Origin of the sequence: Nocardia sp. NPDC051833 (assembly GCF_040681225.1) — a bacterium.
In the GTDB taxonomy this organism is placed as follows: Bacteria; Actinomycetota; Actinomycetes; order Mycobacteriales; family Mycobacteriaceae; genus Nocardia.
On the sequence record NZ_JBFAYK010000001.1, the window covers coordinates 2,937,288 to 2,957,432 of the forward strand.

Here is a 20,145-nt window from a genome sequence, read left to right on the forward strand (position 1 = left end):
GCTCCGGCCGGACCGGAAGCCCGTCACCGTTCGCGGTGGCGGGCTTCCGCCGTGTCGGGCCGAGTCAGCCGTAGGTCACCACGAGCGGCGCGTGATCGGAGAGCCGCTCGCCGGGTGACGATTCCTTGTCGGCGGCGACGGCCGTGGCCAGCCGGGCGAGGTTCGGTGTGGCGAGCTGGTGATCCACCCGCCAGCCCACATCCTTGACGAACGACTGGCCCGCCCAGCTCCACCAGGTGAGCGGCCCCGGCCGCTCGCCGTGCACCTGCCGCACCACGTCGACGAGCCTGCGGGTGCCCAGCACCGTGCCGAACCACTCGCGGTCGGCGGGCAGGAAGCCGTCCATCGTGCGCGCGGCACGCCAGTTGGTCACGTCGTGCTGGGTGTGGGCGATGTTCAGGTCGCCGGCGAGGAGGAACTCGCGTCCCGCCGCGAGCGCCGCGAGTCGGTTCCGCCGCAGTTCCCGGGCGAATGCCGCGAGAAACCGGTGCTTGCGCTCGTATTTGCGACCGCCGTCGGGCTGTTCACGCATCGACCCCGCACGCTGCAGATGCGCGGGCAACCCGCCCTTCGGGAGATAGAGACACGCCACCGTCACCGCGCGGTCGGCCAGGTCGACCTCGAGGTAGCGACCCTGCGTGGCGAACTCGCCGAGTCCGCGGGCCTTGGGCGGATGGGTCACCCACGTCCGCACCGCGGCGGCGGGAACTCTCGTGAGCACCGCCACCCCGTTCCGGCCTGCCACGGAACCGACGTCGACAGCGGCCGAGTAGCCCGGAAAAGTTCCCACTTCCGAGGCGGGACAACGCAGTTCCTGCAGCGCGACGACATCGGCCGACCGAGCCCGCAGCCATGCGTCGAACCCGCGACGCCGCGCCGCGCGAATCCCGTTGACGTTGAACGTGGCGACAGTGAACGGATCGACGACCGACGAACTCATGCGCAACACTGTGCCGGAGCCGCTCACCGCCCGAGGTGCCGGGACCGCCCTGGTCACCGGCCGACGCTCGCCGACGATGGCGCGGCGCCGAACTCCGGTGTCGGCCAACCGTGGCCGCCACAGCATCGAATCTCCACCCGATGGATGCCATATCGCGCTAGCTTGGATATGTGCGGATATTCGGGCGCGCGCCCGATAGGTCGCACGCCGACCGATACGCCGGTGACGCCGATTCGATGTGTGAGGTGGTCACATGGATCCGCAGCAGACGCGCATAGCGAACACGCAGCGCCAGCAGGCTCCCGGCGAGGTCGACGAGGCCGTGATCGCCGAGCTCGACGCCATGGGCCTGACCGGGGCCAAGGAGATCGGGCGCGGCGGGTTCGGCGTGGTCTACCGGTGTCTGCAACCCGCGCTGGACCGGGTGGTCGCGGTGAAGGTGCTGTCCTCGGAGATCGACGAGGAGAGCCGCGAGCGGTTCCTGCGCGAGGAACAGGCGATGGGCAGGCTCTCCGGCCACCCGAACATCGTCGACATCCTGCAGGTCGACGTGACCGCGACCGGGCTGCCGCTGATCGTGATGCCGTACTGCTCGCGGGGTTCGCTCGAACGCCTCATCCACGATCGCGGCCCGCTGACCTGGGCCGACACCCTGCGCGCCGGGGTGAAGCTGGCCGCGGCGATCGAATCCGCGCATCGGGCCGGGATTCTGCACCGGGACGTGAAACCGGCGAACGTGCTGATCAGCGGGTACGGCGAACCGCAGCTCACCGATTTCGGGATCGCCCGCATCCCCGGTGGCTTCCAGACCTCGAGCAGCCTGATCACCGGCTCGCCCGCGTTCACCGCGCCCGAGGTACTCAAGGGCGAAGAACCAACCGTTCAGTCCGATATCTATGGGCTGGGCGCGACCCTGTTCGCCCTGCTGACCGGGCACGCCGCCTTCGAACGGCAGGCGGGCGAGAAGGTGGTCGCCCAGTTCCTGCGGATCACCACCCAGCCGGTGCCCGACCTGCGCGCCCAGGACATCCCCGACGACGTGGCCGCGGTGATCGAGGCGGCGATGTCCCCGGATCCGGCCGACCGGCCCGCCTCGGCCTACGAGTTCGGCGAGATGCTGCGCGAGGTGCAGCGCGCGCACGGCCAGATGCCCGACGAGATGGCCCTGCTCGACACCGAGCCCGCCGAGATCGACGCGGGGACCCCGGAGGCGCTCAAGGCCGTCACCGCCCGGCGCAGCTGGCCGCTCACCCTGCAACCCGCGGGCGCCTCGGTGCCACTGCGCAGCGGCGGCGGCGGATCCACCGGCACCTTCCCGCCCACCGCGGCCACCAAGTTCCGGCCGCCGACCCCGGCCCGCGAGCCGTTCCCGCGCCAGCGGCTGCTCGACGTGCTGCGCGCGGGGGGCAATCGCCGGCTGGCGCTGGTGCACGCGCCCGCCGGGTTCGGCAAGAGCACGGTGGCGGCGCAGTGGCGGGCCGACCTGGTCGCCAGGGACATCCCGGTGGCCTGGCTCGGCGTCGACCAGGACGACGACAGCGAGATCTGGTTCCTGGCCCACCTGATCGAGGCCATCCGCCGGGTGCGCCCCGATGTCGGCGCAGGCCTGGAGCAGGTGCTCGAGGAACGTCCCGCCGACGCGTCCGCCTTCGTGATCGCCACCCTGATCGACGAGATCCACGCCAGCGATCGCAGCGTGGTGGTCGTCGTCGACGACTGGCACCGCGTCCGCGACCCCGGCGTGCACCGCGCGATGGCGGCGTTGCTCGACAACGGTTGCCACCATGTGCGTTTCGTGGTGACCAGCCGCGACCAGTCCGGGCTGCCGATCAGCAGGCTGCGGGTGCGCGACGAGCTGGTCGAGCTGGGCCCGGCCGAGCTGCGCCTCACCGAGGCCGAGACCCGCCAGATCCTGGTGGAGCGCAACGGTTTCGCGCTCACCGACGAGCAGGTCGAGCAGATCCACACCGCCACCGAGGGCTGGCCCGCCGCCATCCAGCTGGTGAGCCTGACCCTGCGCGGCAAGGCCGACCCGGTCCAGCTGCTCAGCTCGCTGGCCGAGGGCGGGCACGGCATGCGCGAGTACCTGGCCGAGAACGTCCTCGACAGCATCGCGCCGGAACTGCTGGAGTTCCTGATGGCCATCTCGGTGGTGGAGCGGGTCAACGGCTCGCTGGCCACCGTGCTCGCCGACGTCCCCGACGGCGCGGCCATGCTGGAACAGGCCGAACAACGTGAGCTGTTCCTGCACCGGATCGAGCACGACCCGGAGTGGTACCGGATGCAGCCGCTGTTCGCCGAGTACCTGCGGGCCCGGCTCGAACGCGAACACCCCGGTCGCGCGAAGGTGCTGCACCGCAAGGCGGCTCGCTGGTACGCCGAGCATCAGCTGCTGCGCAAGTCGGTCGACCACGCGCTGGCCGCCACCGATCTCAAACTCGCCGCCGACCTGCTGGAGAGCGGCGGCATGGACCTGATCGACCGGTCCCGGCTGGCCACCCTGCTCGGCAGCGTCTCGAAACTGCCGGTGCAGCAGGTGACTTCCCGCTCCAAGCTGCTGATGGCGGTCGCGCGGGCGAATATGAACCTGCAGGAGACCAGCACCGCGCGCACCGCGCTGGGCCGGTTGTCGAACCTGCTGGCGCGCGGTGGCGGCGGCGAACCGGAACTGGCCGAACAGCGCTGCGCGGCGACGGTGCTCGAGGCCGCCGACCGGGTCGCGCACGACGACCTCGACGGGGTGGCCGACAAGCTGGCCGCGTGCCTGGAGTCGCCCGACGAGCTGCCCGCGTGGACGGTCTCGACCGCGGCCAACCTGGTGTCGTTCGTCCGGCTGTGCGAGTTCGACTTCGTCGGCGCGACGGAGATGCAGGACTGGGCGGTCGAGTATCACGTGCGGTCCAAGGACCCGCTCGGCCCGGTCTTCGGCCTGTGCGCCCGCGGTGCCGCCGCCTACGAGCAACTCGACATCGCCACCGCCACCGAGTGTTTCGAACTGGCCTACGACACGGCGCGGGACCGGGCCGGGCCGCGCTCGGACGCCGCGCGGGTGGCCGCCGCGCTGCTGGGCGAGGTCGCCTATCGGCGCGGTGATCTGGACCTGGCCGACCGGCTGCTCGACGAGAGCCACGAACTGGTCACCCGGGTCGGACCGGTCGACTTCCTGGTCGCGACCTTCGTGATCGGCGCGCGGGTGAAGGCCGCGCTCGGTGACCAGTACACGGCGTCGGCGCGGCTGGCCGAGGGCGCGCGGGTGGCCGCGGCGAACGGGCTGGCCCGGCTCGACGCGCACGTGCGCGCGGAGCGTTCACGCCTCGGGCTGCCCACCGGCGATGGCGTCGACCAGTTCGCCGCCGACCCGTCGGGCAACGGCAAGCGGTCCAAGTCCGGTGCGGCGGTACTCATCGCGGAGGCGCGCGAATTCGCCGAGATCAGGACGCTGCTGGCCGAACAGCGCCTGCGGGCCGACGACCGCGCCGCCCGGCACGCGCGGGTGCTCTACGCGCGGCTGCTCGATCAGTCCCGTCCCCGCGCGGAACTGGACGCCACGCTGCTGCTCGCCGAGTGCCTGGCCTCGGCGGGCTGGGTGGGCGAGGCGACCGGGCTGGTCCTGCCGGTGCTGCGCACCTGCGCCGACCTCGGCTGGACCAGGCCGCTGCTCGACGCGGGGCCCGGCGTCGTCGGACTGCTGCACGTCCTGCGCACGCAATCCCATGAGGGACAACCGCATCCACTGCTGGCCGAGGTGCCCGGCCACTTCCTCGACGAACTCCTGGTCTGAGCCGATGCTCGGGTGCGCGGCCACGCACCCGAGCTCAGGATCGGACTACGGCTGCCACCACGGGCGCAGCGGGACGTCCCAGCTGCCGTTCTTGTCCAGCTTCACCCCGAGCACGTGGTGCAGCTGCACCACATTGCGCTGGAAGCCCAGCCGGCAACCCGCCATGTACAGGCCCCACACCTTCGCGGTGCCCTCGCCGACCTCGGCGACGCAGGCATCCCAGTTCTCGACCAGGTTCTTGCACCATTCGTGCAGGGTGAGCGCGTAGTGCTCGCGCAGGTTCTCCTCGTGCAGTACTTCGAGGCCGATGTTCTGGACCTCGGAGATGATCCGGCCCGAGCCGATCAGCTCGCCGTCGGGGAACACGTAGCGGTCGATGAAATCGCCCGCCTTGGTGGTGCGGGTGTTGTCCGGCCGGGTGATGCAGTGGTTGAGGAACAGGCCGCCGTCGCGCAGCTTGTCCTTGATGTAGCCGAAGTAGAACGGATAGTTGTGCACGCCGATGTGCTCGGTGAGGCCGATCGAGGAGACCGCGTCGAACTCGCCCTCCGGGATGTCCCGGTAGTCGCTGTGCCTGACCTCGGCGAACTCGCCGAGACCCTCCTCCTCGATCTTCTGCTGCGCCCAGGCGGCCTGCTCGGCCGAGAGCGTGGCGCCGATGACCTTCACCCCGCGCCGGGCCGCGTAGCGGACCATGCCGCCCCAGCCGCAGCCGATGTCGAGCAGCCGGTCGCCTTCCTTCAGCCGCAGCTTCTCGAAGATCAGCCGGTACTTGTTCTCCTGGGCTTGCTCCAGGGTCCAGTCGGGCTCGCCGTAGACCGCACAGGTGTAGGTCATGGAGGGGCCGAGGACGTACTCGTAGAACGTGTTCGAGACGTCGTAGTGGTGGTGGATCGCCTCGGCGTCGCGGGTCTTGGAGTGGCGTAGGCCCTCCAGCGCGATCCGGCGCCAGCGGGGCAGGGTCTCCTGCGGCGGCGGCGCGATCGGCTTGAGCCGCTCCCAGCCGAGCGAACGGGCGATGGTGACCAGCGACAACGCCGACGGGCGATGGAACTTCATCGCCTGCATGGCCTTCAGGATCTCGTAGGGGTCGCCGGGGTGCACGCCGTCGGCGACCATGTCGCCCGCGATGTAGGCGCGGGCCATGCCGAGGTCGCCGGGGGCCGAGGCCAGGTAGTTGATGCCGCGCGGCGTCTTGATGTCGAGGGTGAACCGCGAGTCCTCCGGCCCGGTGGCGCTGCCGTCGTAGGCGGTCAGCCGGATCGGGATGTCCCCGTCGATGAGCGTCTCGAACACCTCGGCGATCGTGAGCCGGGTTCCCAGCTCGGCGAATACCTCGGATCGGTCCTTGAATGTCGTCACTTGCGTTGCACCGCCTTCGAATACAGATTCAGCAGTCGTTGGTCCGGGTCGTAACGGTTCTTCAGTTCGGTATAGGTCGCGCCGCCGTACAGCTCGGCGAACTCGTCCTCGGCGTAATAGGCGTCCGAGTACAGCGACTTGTGCCCGTCGAATTCGGACACCGTCTGCTCGATCGCGCGGTTGGCCGCTCCTTCCGGTTGTCCCGGCACGGTCGGGACGGCGGACCAGAACCCGACGTTGACGTAGGTGCGCCGTGGTTCGAGCGGGTACAGCGGCCACGGCCGCTCGCCCGCCGGGTCGCCGGCGGTCTCACGCAACCGCAACGGGCACAACCAGATCGGCTCGATCGGTATTTCCTTCAGGAACCATTCGACGAAATCGGCGGTGCGGTGCACCGGCACCTCGATGTCCTGGACCACCCGCTCCTGCGGCGGATTGCCCTTGCGGGCCTCCAGGCGGTCACCGATGTGGTACTTACGGTCGAGGGCGACCAGCTTCCAGTAGAAACTGCTGCGGCGGTACGCCTTCGGCCAGAACCGGCGGATCTTCGGGTTCTGCGTGCCGAAGGCGCGCGAGCACCAGAACCAGTCGGTGTCCCAGCGCCACAGGTAGTCGTGGATGGTCAGCCGGTCGCGTTTCACGCCGTCGTCGTGCTGCAGCGAGCGGTAGTAGATGTCCATGCCGGTGTAGTCGCTGACCGGGCCCGGCTCGTCGGTCTGCCTGCCGAGGGTGAGGTAGCTCTCGGTCGCGGTGAACACGACGCCGTCGAGGTAGTCGACCTGCTCGCCGTCGTAGCTGCGCTCGGTGACGATGCGCTCGAGCTCGGCTTCGAGTTCGCGCAGGTCGTGGAAGCGCACGTGGCGCAGCGCGACATACGGCTTGACGGGTTCGAGCTCGATCTTCAACCGGACCGTGTAGCCGAGCGTGCCGTAGGAGTTGGGGAAGCCGCGGAACAGATCGGCGGTCTCGCCCTCGGGTTTCACCGTGACGATCTCGCCGGAACCGGTCAGCACGTCCATTTCCAGCACGGATTCGTGCGGCAGGCCGTTGCGGAACGACGTGGACTCGATGCCGAGACCGGTGACGGCACCGCCCAGCGTGATGGTCTTGAGCTGCGGCACGACCAGCGGCGCCAGCCCGTAGGGCAGCGTCGCCGCCACCAGGTCCTCGTAGGTGGTCATGCCGGCGACATCGGCGGTTCTCGCTTCCGGGTCCACCGCGATCACCCGCCCGAGGCCCGACACATCGAGGCCGGGCGCGGTGGTGGCCGCCCTGGCCCGGAACAAGTTCGACGTCTTCTTCGCCAAGCGGACGACGGCGCCGGGTGGAATGGCGCGATAGCTTGCCAGCAGTCGCTCCACACCCTCCCGGTGCGCGGCATATCCAGACTCGCGTGCGGCCGGTTCGTGGCCGGCCCTACCCAAAAGACTCACTGCCACGTCATCGACGCTAGTACGACCGTGTCCGTCGGGCTACCGAATACCGCCCCGCCACGATGAAATGTCACGCACATGTTTCCCTTTCGCCCAACCTGGTCGGGCGATCCGGTGAGCCACAGGGCAGGATGTAACCCGGTCGAGATATCGCACCCCCGACAAGGAGTCAACAGTGGGACAGGTCAGCGCCAGCAGTTCGATCGTCGTCGCCGCGGATCCGCAGCGCACGCTCGAAGCGATCGGCGACTACGAGACGATCCGTCCGCGCATCCTCTCCTCGCACTACCGCGACTACAAGGTCGTCGAGGGCGGCAAGGGCGCGGGCACCGTGGTGGAGTGGACGCTGCAGGCGACCGAGAAGCGCTCGCGCAACGTGCGCGCGAGCGTCACCGTGTCGGACTCGATCCTCACCGAGCGCGACGCCAACTCCTCGATGGTCAACACCTGGACCGTCACCCCGGACGGCGCGGGCGCCCAGGTCACCCTCCGCACCACCTGGACCGGCGCCGGCGGCGTCTCGGGCATCTTCGAGGGCATCTTCGCGCCCCTCGGCCTGAAGAAGATCCAGGCCGAGGTGCTGGCCAACCTGGCCCGCGAACTGGCCTAGCTCACTCCTTGCCGATGTCGAAGAGGTTTCCTTCGGGGTCGGCGAGGGTGACCCACTGCTGGCCGTACTCGTCGAAGTCGCCGACGTGCTTGGCACCCAGGCTGATCGCGCGCTCGACGTAATTACGCCATTCGACGGAGTGGAAGTCCAGGTGCACCACGTTCTTGCCGGGCGTCTTGTCCGGCACCTGGATGAACATCAGCACGGGCGAGGCGCCCGCGGTCTGGCCGACGGTGGCGAAGGCCGCGGAGGCCTCCGGGTCGACGGGGCGATCGAGCAGCTGGGCGTAGAACTCGGCCAGCGTGTTCGCGTCGTCGCAGTCGAACGTGACATTGCCAAGGGCGAGGGTCATCGGATCTCTCCTTCGGTGATCGGCCAGCACACTTCGGTGCGGTAGTCGGCCGGGTTATCGGTGATGTCCGGTCCGACGAGATAGCGCTCGCGGACCGGTTCGTCGGGAAGAACGGTGTCGTGCTCGGCGACGTGGCTGCCGAGCGCGCCGTAGGTGCGGTCGAAGTCCTCGAACGCGCCCGTGTGCACGGCGATGGCGAAGCGGCGGGCCGGGAACTCGGTGATCGCGAGCCCGTCGGGCGCGATCAGGTCCGCGCCGGGCGGCAGCGGCACATACGCGGTGACCGCGCCGGCCGCCTCGGTGAAGAACTCGGTCGAATAGGTCGCGCCCGCGACCCCGCCCGGGGTCACGCCCGCGGCGAGCAGGCTCACGTAGAGCTGCTCGAACGCGGTGCCGCACCACGGCGCGATCGCGTCGCGGTCGACCGATTCGGTGCGGGTGAGCGCGGTGAACGCGGGCTCGACCCGGTAGTCCACCCGCAGCGGCGGCGCGGGCACGGTGAGCAGCGCGCGCAGTGAGGCGACCACGTCGCGGGTCCGCTGTAATTCGGCTTCCATCCTGGTCAGATGGGCGCGCAGGGTGGCGTCGCGGTCGGCGGGTTCGGCCGCGGCGAGCACGGTGCGGATATCGGGCAGCGGCATGTCGAGATCGCGCAGCCTGCGGATCAGGTGCGCGGTCTCGACCTGGTCGGTGGAATACCGGCGATAGCCGGTGCCCGCGTCCACCGCGACCGGGGCCAGCAGCTCGATCTCGTGGTAGTAGCGCAGCGTCTTGACGCTCAGATGGGTGAGGCGGGCGAACTCGCCGATCGCCACGGTGGCTGTCATGAGATCAGCCAACACCCTCCAGCCGGGGGAGGGTCAACAACGACTCACGCGGGGGCGAGCACGAAGGCCGCGATCAGCGGCCAGTCGCCCTCCCGCCACCACGAGTAGCCGAACCAGACGCCCGGACTGATCTCGCGGATCTCGTCGTAGACCTGCGGTGTCGGCGACGGCGCGTAGTTCAGGGCCCAGGTCGGGCCGCCGTCGAGGATGGACGCCGCCCGGTAGACGTCGGCCGGGAAGGCCTCGATGCCCGCGCTGGTGACGCGATTGGTCAGGCTGCCGCCGTCGGGTCCGGTGCGGAACACCTTGCCGATCCACAGCGACGCCGCCATCGGTTCGAATTGCGGCGGGCGGGTCAGCCAGCCGTTGGTGACGCCGGTCGGCACCGCGCCCTCGCGCGCGTCGCGGTAGATCTGATCCTGCTGGGTGACGCTGCAGCGAAACCGCAGCGAATCCAGGGTCACCGCGGAATTGCCTGGGTCGACGACACAGCCGCGACCGTAGTCGGTGATCTCCGCGCCAGGGTCGGCCGACGCGGGCGCCGTGGGCAGAACGAGCAGGCCGACGGCGGAGAGCGTGGCGGTGATCAAGGACGCGCGAATGACACTCATCAGTTCTCCCTCGGATTGCTGAACCCTGTCCCGACCCAGGTTCGATCCTAGGCACGAGTCTCCGGGCGGGTTTCATCGCGGACAGGCAGCAATCAACCTGTTACCGAGCGGGTCACGGGTAACGGCCCGGTCGGTATGCGCCATCGCCGGGGCGGGTGTGGGAGTATCCCGGCGGCGCGTGAGGACTACGCTTGACGCGGACGAAACTTCTGAGAGGACGTGCTGTGCAACCCGATGGTGGTCAGTTCGATATGCAGGCCCTGCTCGCCCAAGCCCAGCAGATGCAGCAGGCCGTGATGCAGGCGCAGGCCGAGCTCGCCGAGTCCGAAGTGCAGGGTCAGGCCGGTGGCGGTCTGGTCGCGGCGACCATCAAGGTCAGCGGTGAGGTCACCGCGCTCACGATCGACCCGAAGGTCGTCGATCCGTCCGATGTCGACGGCCTGCAGGACCTGGTGATCGGCGCGATCAACGACGCCATGGCCAACGCGCAGAAGCTGGCCGCCGAGCGTCTCGGCCCGCTCTCGCAGGGACTCGGTGGCGGTTCGCTGCCCGGTCTGCCCGACTTCTGATGTATGAGGGTCCGGTCCAGGATCTGATCGACGAGCTGGGCAAGCTGCCCGGCGTCGGTCCGAAGAGCGCCCAGCGCATCGCCTTCCACCTGCTGCAGGTGGAGCCGCCGGAGATCGACCGGTTGCAGGCGGCGCTGCAGAAGGTGCGCGACGGAGTGCAGTTCTGCGTGTCGTGCGGCACCGTCGCCGACGGTGAGCTGTGCCGGATCTGTGCCGACCCGCGCCGCGACCGCACGATGATCTGCGTGGTCGAGGAACCCAAGGACGTGCAGGCGATCGAGCGCACCCGCGAGTTCCGTGGTCGCTACCACGTGCTCGGCGGTGCGCTCGATCCGCTCAGCGGCGTCGGACCCGATCAGCTGCGGATCAGGGAACTGCTGACCCGCATCGGCAATCAGGACGACGGCGTCGACGTGAGCGAGGTGATCATCGCGACCGACCCGAACACCGAGGGCGAGGCGACGGCCACCTACCTGGTGCGCATGCTGCGCGATTTCCCCGGGCTCACCGTCACCCGGCTGGCCTCGGGCCTGCCGATGGGCGGCGACCTGGAGTTCGCCGACGAGCTGACGCTGGGCCGCGCGCTGTCGGGTCGGCGGGCGCTCTAGAACTCGACGCGGGTCCAGTCCACGCCCTTGCCCGCGGCGGGGTCCTCGGTGGTCCAGGCCCAGATGATGTCGGCGACCTGCGCCGGATCGTCGATCGTGGCGCCGAAGTGCTTGTCCGGGGACCCGTCGCGGTACTCCAGGGTGTAGGGGCCGCTCGGGTCGCGGTAGGTCTGGATGTAGCGCTGCTCGCCGCGCTCGACGATGAGGTACGGGTTCGGGTCGGCCAGTCCGGCGACCCAGCGCCGCGCCAGTTCCTCGGTGAGATACGGGAATTCGCCCGCGCCGCCGTGGGTGACGGCGATCGGCACGTGCCCGGCCGGGTCGATCAGCCAGGTCAGCTGCGGGTCGTAGACGGCGTAGCCGCGCGGGGTGGCCAGGTCGAAGAGCAGGTTGCGGACGAAGCCGATCGCGTCGTACGGCGAGGGAATGTAGAGCGTCGCCCCGTTCGCGCCGCCGACCGACTCGACGCTCAGGAACGAGTCGTCCACCGGTAGTTCGGCGTTGCGGGCGTTCAGTTCGGTCGCGATCTCGACGATCTCCGCGGACTCCGGCTGACCTTCCTGGGCAGCCAGGTACGCGTCCACCTCGTCGACGGAGGTGGCGACGCCGGACGGCAAGAGGATGTGGTCGTAGCTCACCCGGTCAGCCTACGGGTCGGTCGGTTCGTGCTGGTTCGGCAGCCTTTGGTGCGGCTGTGTTGCCTGCGGGTTTCGACCTGATGCCCGTCGGGAAACTCCGGTTTCGTCACGCCCCGCCGCGCGGGTGGTCTGTGGTCAACTGAGTGCATGGGCATCAAGGTGTCACTCGAGCACCGGACCGCGTACTCCTTCGACCGTCTCGTCGAGGTGCATCCGCACGAGGTGCGGTTGCGGCCGGCGCCGCATTCGCGGACACCGATCGAGGCGTACTCGCTGCAGGTGTCGCCGGCCGCGCACTACGTGAACTGGCAACAGGACGCGTTCGGCAATTTCGTTGCGCGGCTGGTGTTTCCGGAACCGACCAAGGAATTGTCGATCACCGTGGGGTTGATCGCCGATCTCGAGGTGGTCAATCCGTTCGACTTCTTCGTCGAGGACTACGCCGAGTACTTCCCGTTCGACTATCCCGCGGCGCTGGCCGCGGACCTGGAGCCGTACCTGCGCCCGGTCGACGAGGCGGAGCCCGGTTCGGGGCCGGGGGAGCTGCTGAAGGACTGGGTGCGGGTGCACCGGGCGCAGGGGCGGATCCGTTCGATCGACTACCTGGTCGAGCTGAACTACGCGCTGCGCAACACCGTCGACTACACGGTGCGGATGGAGCCCGGCGTGCAGTCGCCCGATCACACGCTGCGCACCCGGCTCGGGTCCTGCCGGGACTCGGCCTGGCTGCTCGTCGGCATCCTGCGCGAACTCGGGTTGGCCGCGCGGTTCGTCTCCGGGTACCTGGTGCAGCTGACCTCGGATACGCCGTCGCTGGACGGGCCGTCGGGGCCGAGCGCCGACTTCACCGATCTGCACGCCTGGACCGAGGTGTATCTGCCGGGCGCGGGCTGGATCGGCATGGATCCCACCTCCGGACTGTTCGCCGGCGAAGGCCACATCCCGCTCGCCGCGACCCCGCATCCCGGCGCCGCCGCCCCGATCACCGGCGCGACCGGGATCACCGAGGCCACCCTCGAATTCAGCAATGTGGTGCGCCGGGTGCACGAGGACCCGCGAGTCACCCTGCCCTACACCGATTCCCAGTGGGAGCGGATCACCGCCTCCGGCGCCGCCATCGACAAGCGGATGGCGGCCGCCGACGTCGGCCTGACGATGGGCGGCGAACCCACCTTCGTCTCCATCGACGACCAGATGAGCGCCCAGTGGACCACCGACGCCGACGGCCCGCACAAACGCGAGCGCGCCGTCGACCTGGCCGACCGCCTGCGCTCGCTCTACGCCCCCACCGGCATCGTCCAGTACCGCCAGGGCAAGTGGTACCCCGGAGAACCGTTGCCGCGCTGGGAGATCGCCATCGCCTGGCGCGCCGACGGCGAACCGATCTGGCGCCGCCAAGACCTCCTCGCCGACCCGTGGACCCCGGTCGCCCAGCGCACCCTGTCGGCCCCACCGACGCTCATCGACACTCCTGTCACACCGGCCGAGCCGGGTGACCTGGCCGAGCCCGGCGACGTGGCCGAGCCCACCGACGTGGCCGAGTCCGCTGACTCGGCCGAGCCCGGCGACTCGATCGCGTCTGCGGAATCGGTTGTGTCCGGCGAGGCAATCGATGCCGCCGAACTGGCAGGACCCGCCGACCTGGCCGAGTCCGTTGCCGTGGCCGAATCTGTCGGCTCGGTCGCGTCCGTCGACTCCGCTGTGTCTGCCGAGACAATCGAGCCCGCCGAGCAGGCCGACCTCGCTGAGCAGGCAGACCTGGCCGAGCAGGCCGACCTCGCCGAGCTGGTGGAGCCTGCCGACTTGTCCGCGTCTGGCGTGCTGGCTGCGTCTGCCGTGCTGACCGAGTCTGCCGATCTGGCCGGGGCCGGAGGTGTGGCCGCGCCCAGTTCGGACGTCGGGACCGCTGGGCTTGCTGGGCTGGGGGATCGGCCCGCCCCTGCTGACGTGACCGTGGGTGCCGAGTTGATCGGTGCCGACGTGGCTGAGGTCGCTGACGAGACCGAGTCCGGGATCTCGGCGGAGGTCGCGGAAGAGACCGAGGTCGGGAACCACGCGGGGTCCGTGGAAACGGCGGAGGCTGTTGAGCTGGTCGAGGTCGGGAAGCCGGCCAAGGGGAAGAAGCAGACCGAAAAGAAGTCGAAGGAGAAGAAGAAGGGGAAGCGGGCGCGGAAGAAGGCGGGGGTCAGGGCTGCTGATACGCAGCCGTTGAATTCGGCGGGGATGCTGGTGGATCGGCAGCCCGCGGCCGATATCGATGCGGCGCGGCATCTGGTGGCCCGGATCGCGGACACGCTCGGGCTGCCCGCCGGGCAGGTGCGGCCCGCGTTCGAGGACCCGCTGGCGCGGCTGGCGGCGACGGTGTCCGCGCCGTACGGTGATCCGCCGCCCGCCGATATCGACCCAGGGGAAGACTCGCCCGAGGTGCGGCAGCGGCTGGTGGAGAGCCTGGATCAGGCGGTGAACGAGCCGGCGGCCTTCGTGCTGCCGATTCATCGCCGGGCCGATGGCGCGGGCTGGGCGAGCGCCGACTGGCAGCTGCGGCGGGGTCGCGACGAGGACGGCCCGGGACGCATCGTGCTCGCCGAGGGTGACTCGCCCGCGGGTCTGCGGCTGCCGATCGGCTCGGTGTCGTGGCTGGCGCCGCCGGTGCTGCCCGAGGCCGACCCGCTGTACCAGCAGCCCTTGGATCCGGAGCGGGTCGAACCGCCCGCGCAGGTGGAGCCCGCGCATTTCACGCCGACGACCGCGCTGGTCGCCGAGGTGCGTGCGGGCCGGTTGCACGTGTTCCTGCCGCCGGTCGGCGAGCTGGCCGACTTCCTCGATCTGATCGCCCGGGTGGAATCCGCCGCCGTCGCGATCGGGCAGCCGGTGGTGCTCGAGGGCTACGCCCCGCCGAACGATCCACTGCTGCAAACGTTCTCGATCACCCCCGATCCCGGCGTGATCGAGGTGAACATCATGCCGACCAGTTCCTTCGCCGAACAGGCCGAGGTGCTGAACACCCTCTACGAGCAGGCCAGGCTGGCCCGGCTGAGCACCGAGTCGTTCGACGTGGACGGCACCCACGGCGGCACCGGCGGCGGCAACCACATCACCCTGGGCGGGGTGACGCCCGCGCGCTCGCCGCTGCTGCGCAGGCCCGACCTGCTGGTGTCGATGCTGACCTACTGGCAGCGGCATCCGGCGCTGTCGTACCTGTTCGCGGGCCGATTCGTCGGGCCGACCTCGCAGGCCCCGCGCGCCGACGAGGGCCGCGAGGACTCGCTCTACGAACTCGAGATCGCCTTCGCCGAGATCGCCCGGCTCACCGCCGAACAGGCGCTCGGCGACGCCACCCCGGCCGAGATCCAATCCGCCCCTTGGCATATCGACCGCGCCCTGCGGCACCTGCTGACCGATCTCACCGGCAACACCCACCGCGCCGAGTTCTGCATCGACAAGCTCTACAGTCCCGATTCGGCGCGCGGCAGGCTCGGTCTGCTGGAACTGCGCGGTTTCGAGATGCCGCCGCATTTCCAGATGGCGATGGTGCAGTCGCTGCTGGTGCGCGGCCTGGTCGCGATGTTCTGGGACCAGCCGTACCGGGCGCCGCTGCTGCGCCACGGCGCCAACCTGCACGGCCGCTACCTGCTGCCGCACTTCCTGATGAGCGACATCGCCGAGGTCGCGGCCGATCTGCGCGCGCACGGCATCGACTTCGACACCAGCTGGCTCGACCCGTTCACCGAGTTCCGCTTCCCGCGGATCGGGACCGCGGTGATCGGCGATGTCGAACTGGAGCTGCGCGGCGCGATCGAACCGTGGCTGACCCTCGGCGAGCAGACCACCGGGCAGGGCACGGCCCGCTACGTCGATTCCTCGGTGGAACGGTTGCAGGTGCGGGTGGTCGGCGCCGATCGCGGCCGGTACGTGGTGACCTGCAACGGCATGCCGGTGCCGCTGCTGACCACCGACAAGGCCGACGTGCAGGTCGCGGGCGTGCGCTATCGCGCCTGGCAGCCGCCGAACTCGCTGCACCCGTCCATCACCGTGGACGCGCCGCTGGTGTTCGACCTGGTCGACGCGGCGACCGGGCTCTCGCACGGCGGCTGCACCTATCACGTCGTGCACCCCGGCGGTCGCGCCTTCGACGACGCCCCCGTGAACGCGGTGGCGGCCCAGTCCCGGCGCAACCGCCGCTTCGAAGCGGCGGGACACACCGTGAATCCGATGGACCCGGCCGAACTCCGTGCGAAGATCGCGGCGCAGTCGACCGATGTCGGTGCACCGGGCATCCTGGATCTACGTCGCGCGCGAACCGTGTGGGGCGCGACCGGCGGCTGGTAGGCAACAACAGGAAGCGAGGTCGGCTCGGTGACACAGCGCGACGAGGCGCTACGGGACGGGAACCGGACGGCACCGGGCGCACGCGCGCAGGTCGCCGAGCAGTTCGCGCGGTACCGGGCCGAGAGCAAGGCGGGATCGCGCTTCGACGAGTGCGGTCGGCCCACCCAGGGCTATTACGACGAACTCGTCGACGGTCGCGGGCGGGTGCGGTCGATGTGGTCGGAGCTCTCGTCCGACTTCGTCGACCAGGGCACCGGCGGGCTCGGCCGGATCGATCTCCGGGTGCGCAGGCAGATCGAGGACGATGGCGTCACCTACACCGAGGTCGGCCTCGGTGACGACACGGCGACGCCGATGCCGTGGCGGCTCGATCCCATCCCGCTGCTGGTCTCGGCCGACGACTGGACCCGGCTGGAGAACGGTCTGGTGCAGCGCTCGCTGGTGCTCGACGAGGTGCTCACCGATGTGTACGGCCCACGCAGGCTGCTGAGTTCGGGGCTGCTGCCGCCGGAGATCGTCTTCGGCAACACCGGGTATGTGCGGGCGGCGCACGGCATCACCATCCCCGGCACGCACCAGCTGTTCCTGCACGCCTGCGACATCAGCCGCTGGAGCGACGGGCAGTTCCGGGTGCTGGCGGACTGGGCGCAGGCGCCCTCGGGCGCCGGGTACGCGCTGGCCGATCGGCGCGTGGTCGCCTCGGCCATCCCCGAGGCGTTCGAGCACGCGGGCCCGCGCCCGCTCACCCCGTTCGCGCGGGCCATGCGGTTGATGCTCGAGGAAGCCGCGCCCGAACTGGCCGACGGCGAGGAGCCGGTGGTCGTGGTGCTGAGCCCAGGTTCGCACTCCGAGACCGCGTTCGACCAGGCCTATCTCGCGCAGATGCTGGGCTTCCCGCTGGTCGAGAGCGCCGATCTGGTGGTTCGCGACGGCGCGCTGTGGATGCGCTCGCTGGGCAGCCTGGAACGGGTCGACGTGGTGCTGCGCCGCGTCGACGCGGAGTTCTCCGATCCGCTGGACCTGCGGCCCGATTCGCGCCTCGGTGTGGTCGGGCTGGTCGAGGTGTTGCGCAGGGGCGCGGTGACGGTGGTCAACACGCTCGGCTCCGGGCTGCTGGAATCGCCCGCGCTGAGCGCGTTCCTGCCCCGGATCGCCCGCTCCGTCCTCGGCACCGACCTGCTGCTCGACGGCACGCCCGCCTACTGGGGCGGTGACGACACCGAGCGCGCGCATCTCGTCGCCCATGTCGGTGACCTGGTGATCCGGTCGGCGGTCGACGGGTCGACCATCTTCGGGCCCAGCCTGGCCGCCGCCGAGCGCGCCGAGCTCGCCGCCCGGATCGAGGCCGAGCGGTGGAAGTGGGTCGGTCAGGAACCCGCGGAGTTCTCGGTCGCGCCCGCCGTCGAAGGCGAGGCGGGACTGAAGCCGGCGCCGGTCGGGATGCGGTTGTTCTCGCTGGCCCGCCGTGGCGGCTACACCGCGATGTCGGGTGGGCTCGGCCAGCAGCGGATGCGGCTGGAGCCGACCCGCAGCGTGATCAAGGTGGCGGCCAAGGACGTCTGGGTGCGCGCCGCACCCGCGACCGCGCCCGCCGTCGGCGCCGAGACGCCGCACGAGGAGCGGCTGCGTCGCGCCGTGCCGGTGGTCGAGGCGGTCAGCTCGCCCCGTGTGCTCAACGACCTGTTCTGGATGGGCCGCTACAGCGAGCGCGCCGAGTCGGTCGTCCGCCTGCTCGCCGCGACCCACGACGTCTACCAGGACTACCGCTACCGGCCCTGGCTGGACGGCGCCGAGGCGCTGCCGATCCTGATGCGCGCGCTGTCGGTGACCACCGGCACCAACGCGCCGGAATCCGTGCTGCCCACTGGAACCGGGCCGGTCGGCGCGCTCGTCCGGGTATCGCCCACGGCGGACACCGGTGCCGCGAACGCGGGTGCCGACCGGTCCACCGCGCCGGATTCCGCGGTGCGGGCGGCATCCGCCGCCGCTACGACCGGCTCGGCCGACGGTGCCGCCGCCCAGGAAACCGACCGATCCGCCGAACCGGGGACCGCCTCTCGGGCACCGGCCGCTGACGGCGCTGCGCCGCCGCCGGAAACCGGGAAGCGGCGCTCGCCCGCGGACGACACCGGCGCTCCGGACCCGGGCGATGCGGAGGCCACGGAACCGGAATCCGGCGACCCGGAAGCCCCGTGGGAGCGCGCGGGCACCAGTGCGCTCGCCCGCGCCTTGCGCACCACCGGTACGGCCGCCGAGCGGACGGCGGAGCAGTCGGGAGACACCGAACCCGCCGTGCCACGCACGCGACAGAAGCAGGGGCAGTTCACGACCCGGCCGATGGACGCCGCAGGCGGCGGCGGCGCGGGACGACGGACCGTCGCGGGCGCGTCCGCCGACGGCTTCGCGTACCTGTCCGCGCTCACCGGCGACCGGAACCTGCCGGGGTCGCTGTCCTACGCGGTCGACCACTACGGATCGGCCGCCCGCGCCGTGCGTGACCAGCTCTCCGCCGACACCTGGATGGTCATCGGCGCCGTCGACCGCGCGCTGGCCGAATTCCGCGCCGCCAGTACCGAAAAGGAGACCGCGCTCTCCTCGGTGCACGCGCTCGCGCTGGCCGCGCTGCTGTCGCTGTCGGGGATCGGTGCGGAATCGATGGTGCGCGACACCGGCTGGTACGTCATGGACATCGGCAAGCGGATCGAGCGCGGACTCGCGCTGACCTCGCTGCTCAATGCCGCGCTGGCGCAGGCGAGGTCGCCGGAGGTGGAGCGGGTGGTCACCGACTCGGTGCTCGTCACCACCGAGTCGGCGGTGAGTTACCGCCGCCGCCACCGTGGTTCGGCGCATGTCGCCGCGCTGGCCGGACTGCTGCTGTTCGACGCGGGCAACCCGCGCTCGCTGGTGTACCAGCTCGACCGGCTGGAGGCCGACTTCCAGGCGCTGCCCGGCGGCGCGGGCGCCTCGCGTTCGCAGCGGCTGCTCGCCGACGCCCAGCGCATGCTGCGCCGGGTCGACCCGGCCGACCTCGAACAGACCGACGCCGAGGGCGTGCGGACCGAGCTGGTGGAACTGCTGGAGGGGGTTCACTTGCGGCTGCGCAAGCTGTCGGAGTCGTTCGAGACCACCAAACTCGCTGTGCCGGTGGGTATCCAGCCGCTGTGGGGCAATACCAGGATGGTCGGATGAGCAGGCGCTACCGGGTGGTGCACCGGACCACCTACAGCTATTCCGACGAGGTCACCAGTTCCTACGGCCGGGCCTATCTGACCCCGCGCGAATTCGCCGGTCAGCGGCAGCTCGAGCACGAGATCCACATCGACCCGGTGCCGTCGGACCGTTCGGTCGGCACCGATGTCTACGGGAACACAACCACGTATTTCCATGTGACATCGGAACATCGGACGCTCGAGGTCACCGGCGAATCGCTCGTCGACGTCGACGGCGAGCACCCGTCGGCGATACCGGGCGCCGACGTGCCGTGGGAGGCGGCCCGGCCGAGCACGGCCACCGGGCCGCTCGCGGTCGAGTTCACCCTCGACCTGCTGCCGCCCGAGATCACGCCGGAGGTCGCCGAGTACGCCGCGCAGAGCTTCCCGCCGGGCAGGCCGCTGCTCGAGGCCGTGACCGAGCTGAACACCCGGATCCACCAGGATTTCCGGTACCGCTCTGGCTCGACCACGGTGAGTACCAGCGTCGCCGACGTCTTCGTCGCGCGCGAGGGGGTCTGCCAGGACTTCGCCCGGATCGGCGCGGCCTGCCTGCGGTCGCGTGGCCTGGCCGCCCGCTACGTCTCGGGCTACCTCGCGACCGACCCGCCGCCGGGCAAGGAGCGCATGGTCGGGGTGGACGCCACCCACGCGTGGGCGGCCGTCTGGCTGCCCGGGACCGACGAGACCGACCGCACCGGCCGCTGGATCGCCTTCGACCCCACCAACGACCAGTTCGCCGACGAGCGCTACGTGACCGTGGCGTGGGGGCGTGACTACCAGGATGTTCCGCCACTGCGTGGCATCATCTACACCGACGCCAAACAGTCCACGATCACGGTCTCGGTCGATGTTGCCCCGGTGGAGGTGTAGTCC

The 20,145-nt window shown here is 70.4% G+C and carries 14 protein-coding genes; 7 read left to right on the forward strand and 7 right to left on the reverse strand.

The window, feature by feature from the left end; all coding sequences use genetic code 11:
- Positions 1-64 precede the first annotated feature (64 nt).
- A complete protein-coding gene (locus tag AB0L91_RS13300; RefSeq protein ID WP_365009721.1) occupies positions 65-940 on the reverse strand; it encodes an exodeoxyribonuclease III in 876 nt (291 codons plus the stop codon).
- 253 nt (positions 941-1,193) lie between these two features.
- Here AB0L91_RS13300 and AB0L91_RS13305 point away from each other — a divergent pair, with 253 nt between their 5' ends.
- Entirely contained in the window at positions 1,194-4,721 is a 3,528-nt protein-coding gene (locus AB0L91_RS13305; RefSeq protein WP_365009723.1) for a protein kinase, read from the forward strand.
- Positions 4,722-4,766: 45 nt separating this feature from the next.
- On the opposite strand, the gene AB0L91_RS13310 is transcribed toward AB0L91_RS13305, so the two are convergent.
- Positions 4,767-6,083, reverse strand: a complete 1,317-nt coding sequence (locus AB0L91_RS13310; protein ID WP_365009725.1) for a class I SAM-dependent methyltransferase — start codon at positions 6,081-6,083, stop codon at positions 4,767-4,769.
- Positions 6,080-7,516 carry an FAD-binding oxidoreductase gene (locus AB0L91_RS13315; protein ID WP_365011288.1) on the reverse strand — a complete coding sequence of 479 codons (1,437 nt, stop codon included), beginning with the start codon at positions 7,514-7,516 and terminating at the stop codon, positions 6,080-6,082. Before AB0L91_RS13315 ends, AB0L91_RS13310 begins: the two co-directional genes overlap by 4 nt.
- 175 nt (positions 7,517-7,691) lie before the next feature.
- Between AB0L91_RS13315 and AB0L91_RS13320 the strand changes: the two genes are divergently transcribed.
- Positions 7,692-8,126 (forward strand): SRPBCC family protein, encoded by a 435-nt coding sequence (locus AB0L91_RS13320; RefSeq protein ID WP_355280994.1) that lies wholly within the window; start codon positions 7,692-7,694, stop codon positions 8,124-8,126.
- 1 nt (position 8,127) lies between these two features.
- Here the strand turns inward: AB0L91_RS13320 and AB0L91_RS13325 are convergent, their stop codons facing one another.
- The 3 genes from AB0L91_RS13325 to AB0L91_RS13335 are packed head-to-tail and all read right to left on the reverse strand — an operon-like array spanning position 8,128 to position 9,916.
- Positions 8,128-8,478, reverse strand: coding sequence for a VOC family protein (locus AB0L91_RS13325; RefSeq protein ID WP_365009729.1), 351 nt, complete (start codon positions 8,476-8,478; stop codon positions 8,128-8,130).
- The gene (locus AB0L91_RS13330; RefSeq protein ID WP_365009731.1) at positions 8,475-9,305 is read right to left on the reverse strand and encodes a MerR family transcriptional regulator; all 831 of its coding nucleotides are present in this window, start codon (positions 9,303-9,305) and stop codon (positions 8,475-8,477) included. The genes AB0L91_RS13325 and AB0L91_RS13330 overlap by 4 nt, the downstream gene beginning before the upstream one ends.
- A 44-nt stretch (positions 9,306-9,349) precedes the next feature.
- The gene (locus tag AB0L91_RS13335; RefSeq protein ID WP_365009734.1) at positions 9,350-9,916 is read right to left on the reverse strand and encodes a hypothetical protein; all 567 of its coding nucleotides are present in this window, start codon (positions 9,914-9,916) and stop codon (positions 9,350-9,352) included.
- 224 nt (positions 9,917-10,140) lie between these two features.
- Here AB0L91_RS13335 and AB0L91_RS13340 point away from each other — a divergent pair, with 224 nt between their 5' ends.
- Together AB0L91_RS13340 and recR are read left to right on the forward strand one after the other, a co-directional pair.
- Positions 10,141-10,485 carry a YbaB/EbfC family nucleoid-associated protein gene (locus AB0L91_RS13340; protein WP_355280989.1) on the forward strand — a complete coding sequence of 115 codons (345 nt, stop codon included), beginning with the start codon at positions 10,141-10,143 and terminating at the stop codon, positions 10,483-10,485.
- Positions 10,485-11,093 carry a recombination mediator RecR gene (recR, locus tag AB0L91_RS13345; RefSeq protein ID WP_019044526.1) on the forward strand — a complete coding sequence of 203 codons (609 nt, stop codon included), beginning with the start codon at positions 10,485-10,487 and terminating at the stop codon, positions 11,091-11,093. The genes AB0L91_RS13340 and recR overlap by 1 nt, the downstream gene beginning before the upstream one ends.
- Here recR and AB0L91_RS13350 read toward each other — a convergent pair.
- Positions 11,090-11,731, reverse strand: coding sequence for a hypothetical protein (locus tag AB0L91_RS13350; RefSeq protein ID WP_357345942.1), 642 nt, complete (start codon positions 11,729-11,731; stop codon positions 11,090-11,092). The two genes, recR and AB0L91_RS13350, sit on opposite strands and share 4 nt — an antisense overlap.
- 147 nt (positions 11,732-11,878) lie before the next feature.
- Between AB0L91_RS13350 and AB0L91_RS13355 the strand changes: the two genes are divergently transcribed.
- Genes AB0L91_RS13355 through AB0L91_RS13365 form a run of 3 tightly spaced genes read left to right on the forward strand, consistent with a single transcriptional unit; the run spans position 11,879 to position 20,142 of the window.
- Positions 11,879-16,060, forward strand: a complete 4,182-nt coding sequence (locus AB0L91_RS13355) for a transglutaminase family protein (protein ID WP_365009738.1) — start codon at positions 11,879-11,881, stop codon at positions 16,058-16,060.
- Positions 16,061-16,087: 27 nt separating this feature from the next.
- On the forward strand, positions 16,088-19,249 hold the full coding sequence (locus AB0L91_RS13360; protein ID WP_365009740.1) for a circularly permuted type 2 ATP-grasp protein: 3,162 nt from the start codon (positions 16,088-16,090) through the stop codon (positions 19,247-19,249).
- Entirely contained in the window at positions 19,246-20,142 is an 897-nt protein-coding gene (locus tag AB0L91_RS13365; RefSeq protein ID WP_365009742.1) for a transglutaminase family protein, read from the forward strand. Before AB0L91_RS13360 ends, AB0L91_RS13365 begins: the two co-directional genes overlap by 4 nt.
- Positions 20,143-20,145: the final 3 nt, after the last annotated feature.

Bases quoted from the DNA above. Each gene is read 5' to 3' on its own strand.
- AB0L91_RS13330 (WP_365009731.1), bottom strand. From the start codon at position 9,305: ATGACAGCCACCGTGGCGATCGGCGAGTTCGCCCGCCTCACCCATCTG.
- AB0L91_RS13335 (WP_365009734.1), bottom strand. From the start codon at position 9,916: ATGAGTGTCATTCGCGCGTCCTTGATCACCGCCACGCTCTCCGCCGTC.
- AB0L91_RS13365 (WP_365009742.1), top strand. From the start codon at position 19,246: ATGAGCAGGCGCTACCGGGTGGTGCACCGGACCACCTACAGCTATTCC.
- AB0L91_RS13355 (WP_365009738.1), top strand. From the start codon at position 11,879: ATGGGCATCAAGGTGTCACTCGAGCACCGGACCGCGTACTCCTTCGAC.
- AB0L91_RS13305 (WP_365009723.1), top strand. From the start codon at position 1,194: ATGGATCCGCAGCAGACGCGCATAGCGAACACGCAGCGCCAGCAGGCT.
- AB0L91_RS13325 (WP_365009729.1), bottom strand. From the start codon at position 8,478: ATGACCCTCGCCCTTGGCAATGTCACGTTCGACTGCGACGACGCGAAC.
- AB0L91_RS13300 (WP_365009721.1), bottom strand. From the start codon at position 940: ATGAGTTCGTCGGTCGTCGATCCGTTCACTGTCGCCACGTTCAACGTC.
- recR (WP_019044526.1), top strand. From the start codon at position 10,485: ATGTATGAGGGTCCGGTCCAGGATCTGATCGACGAGCTGGGCAAGCTG.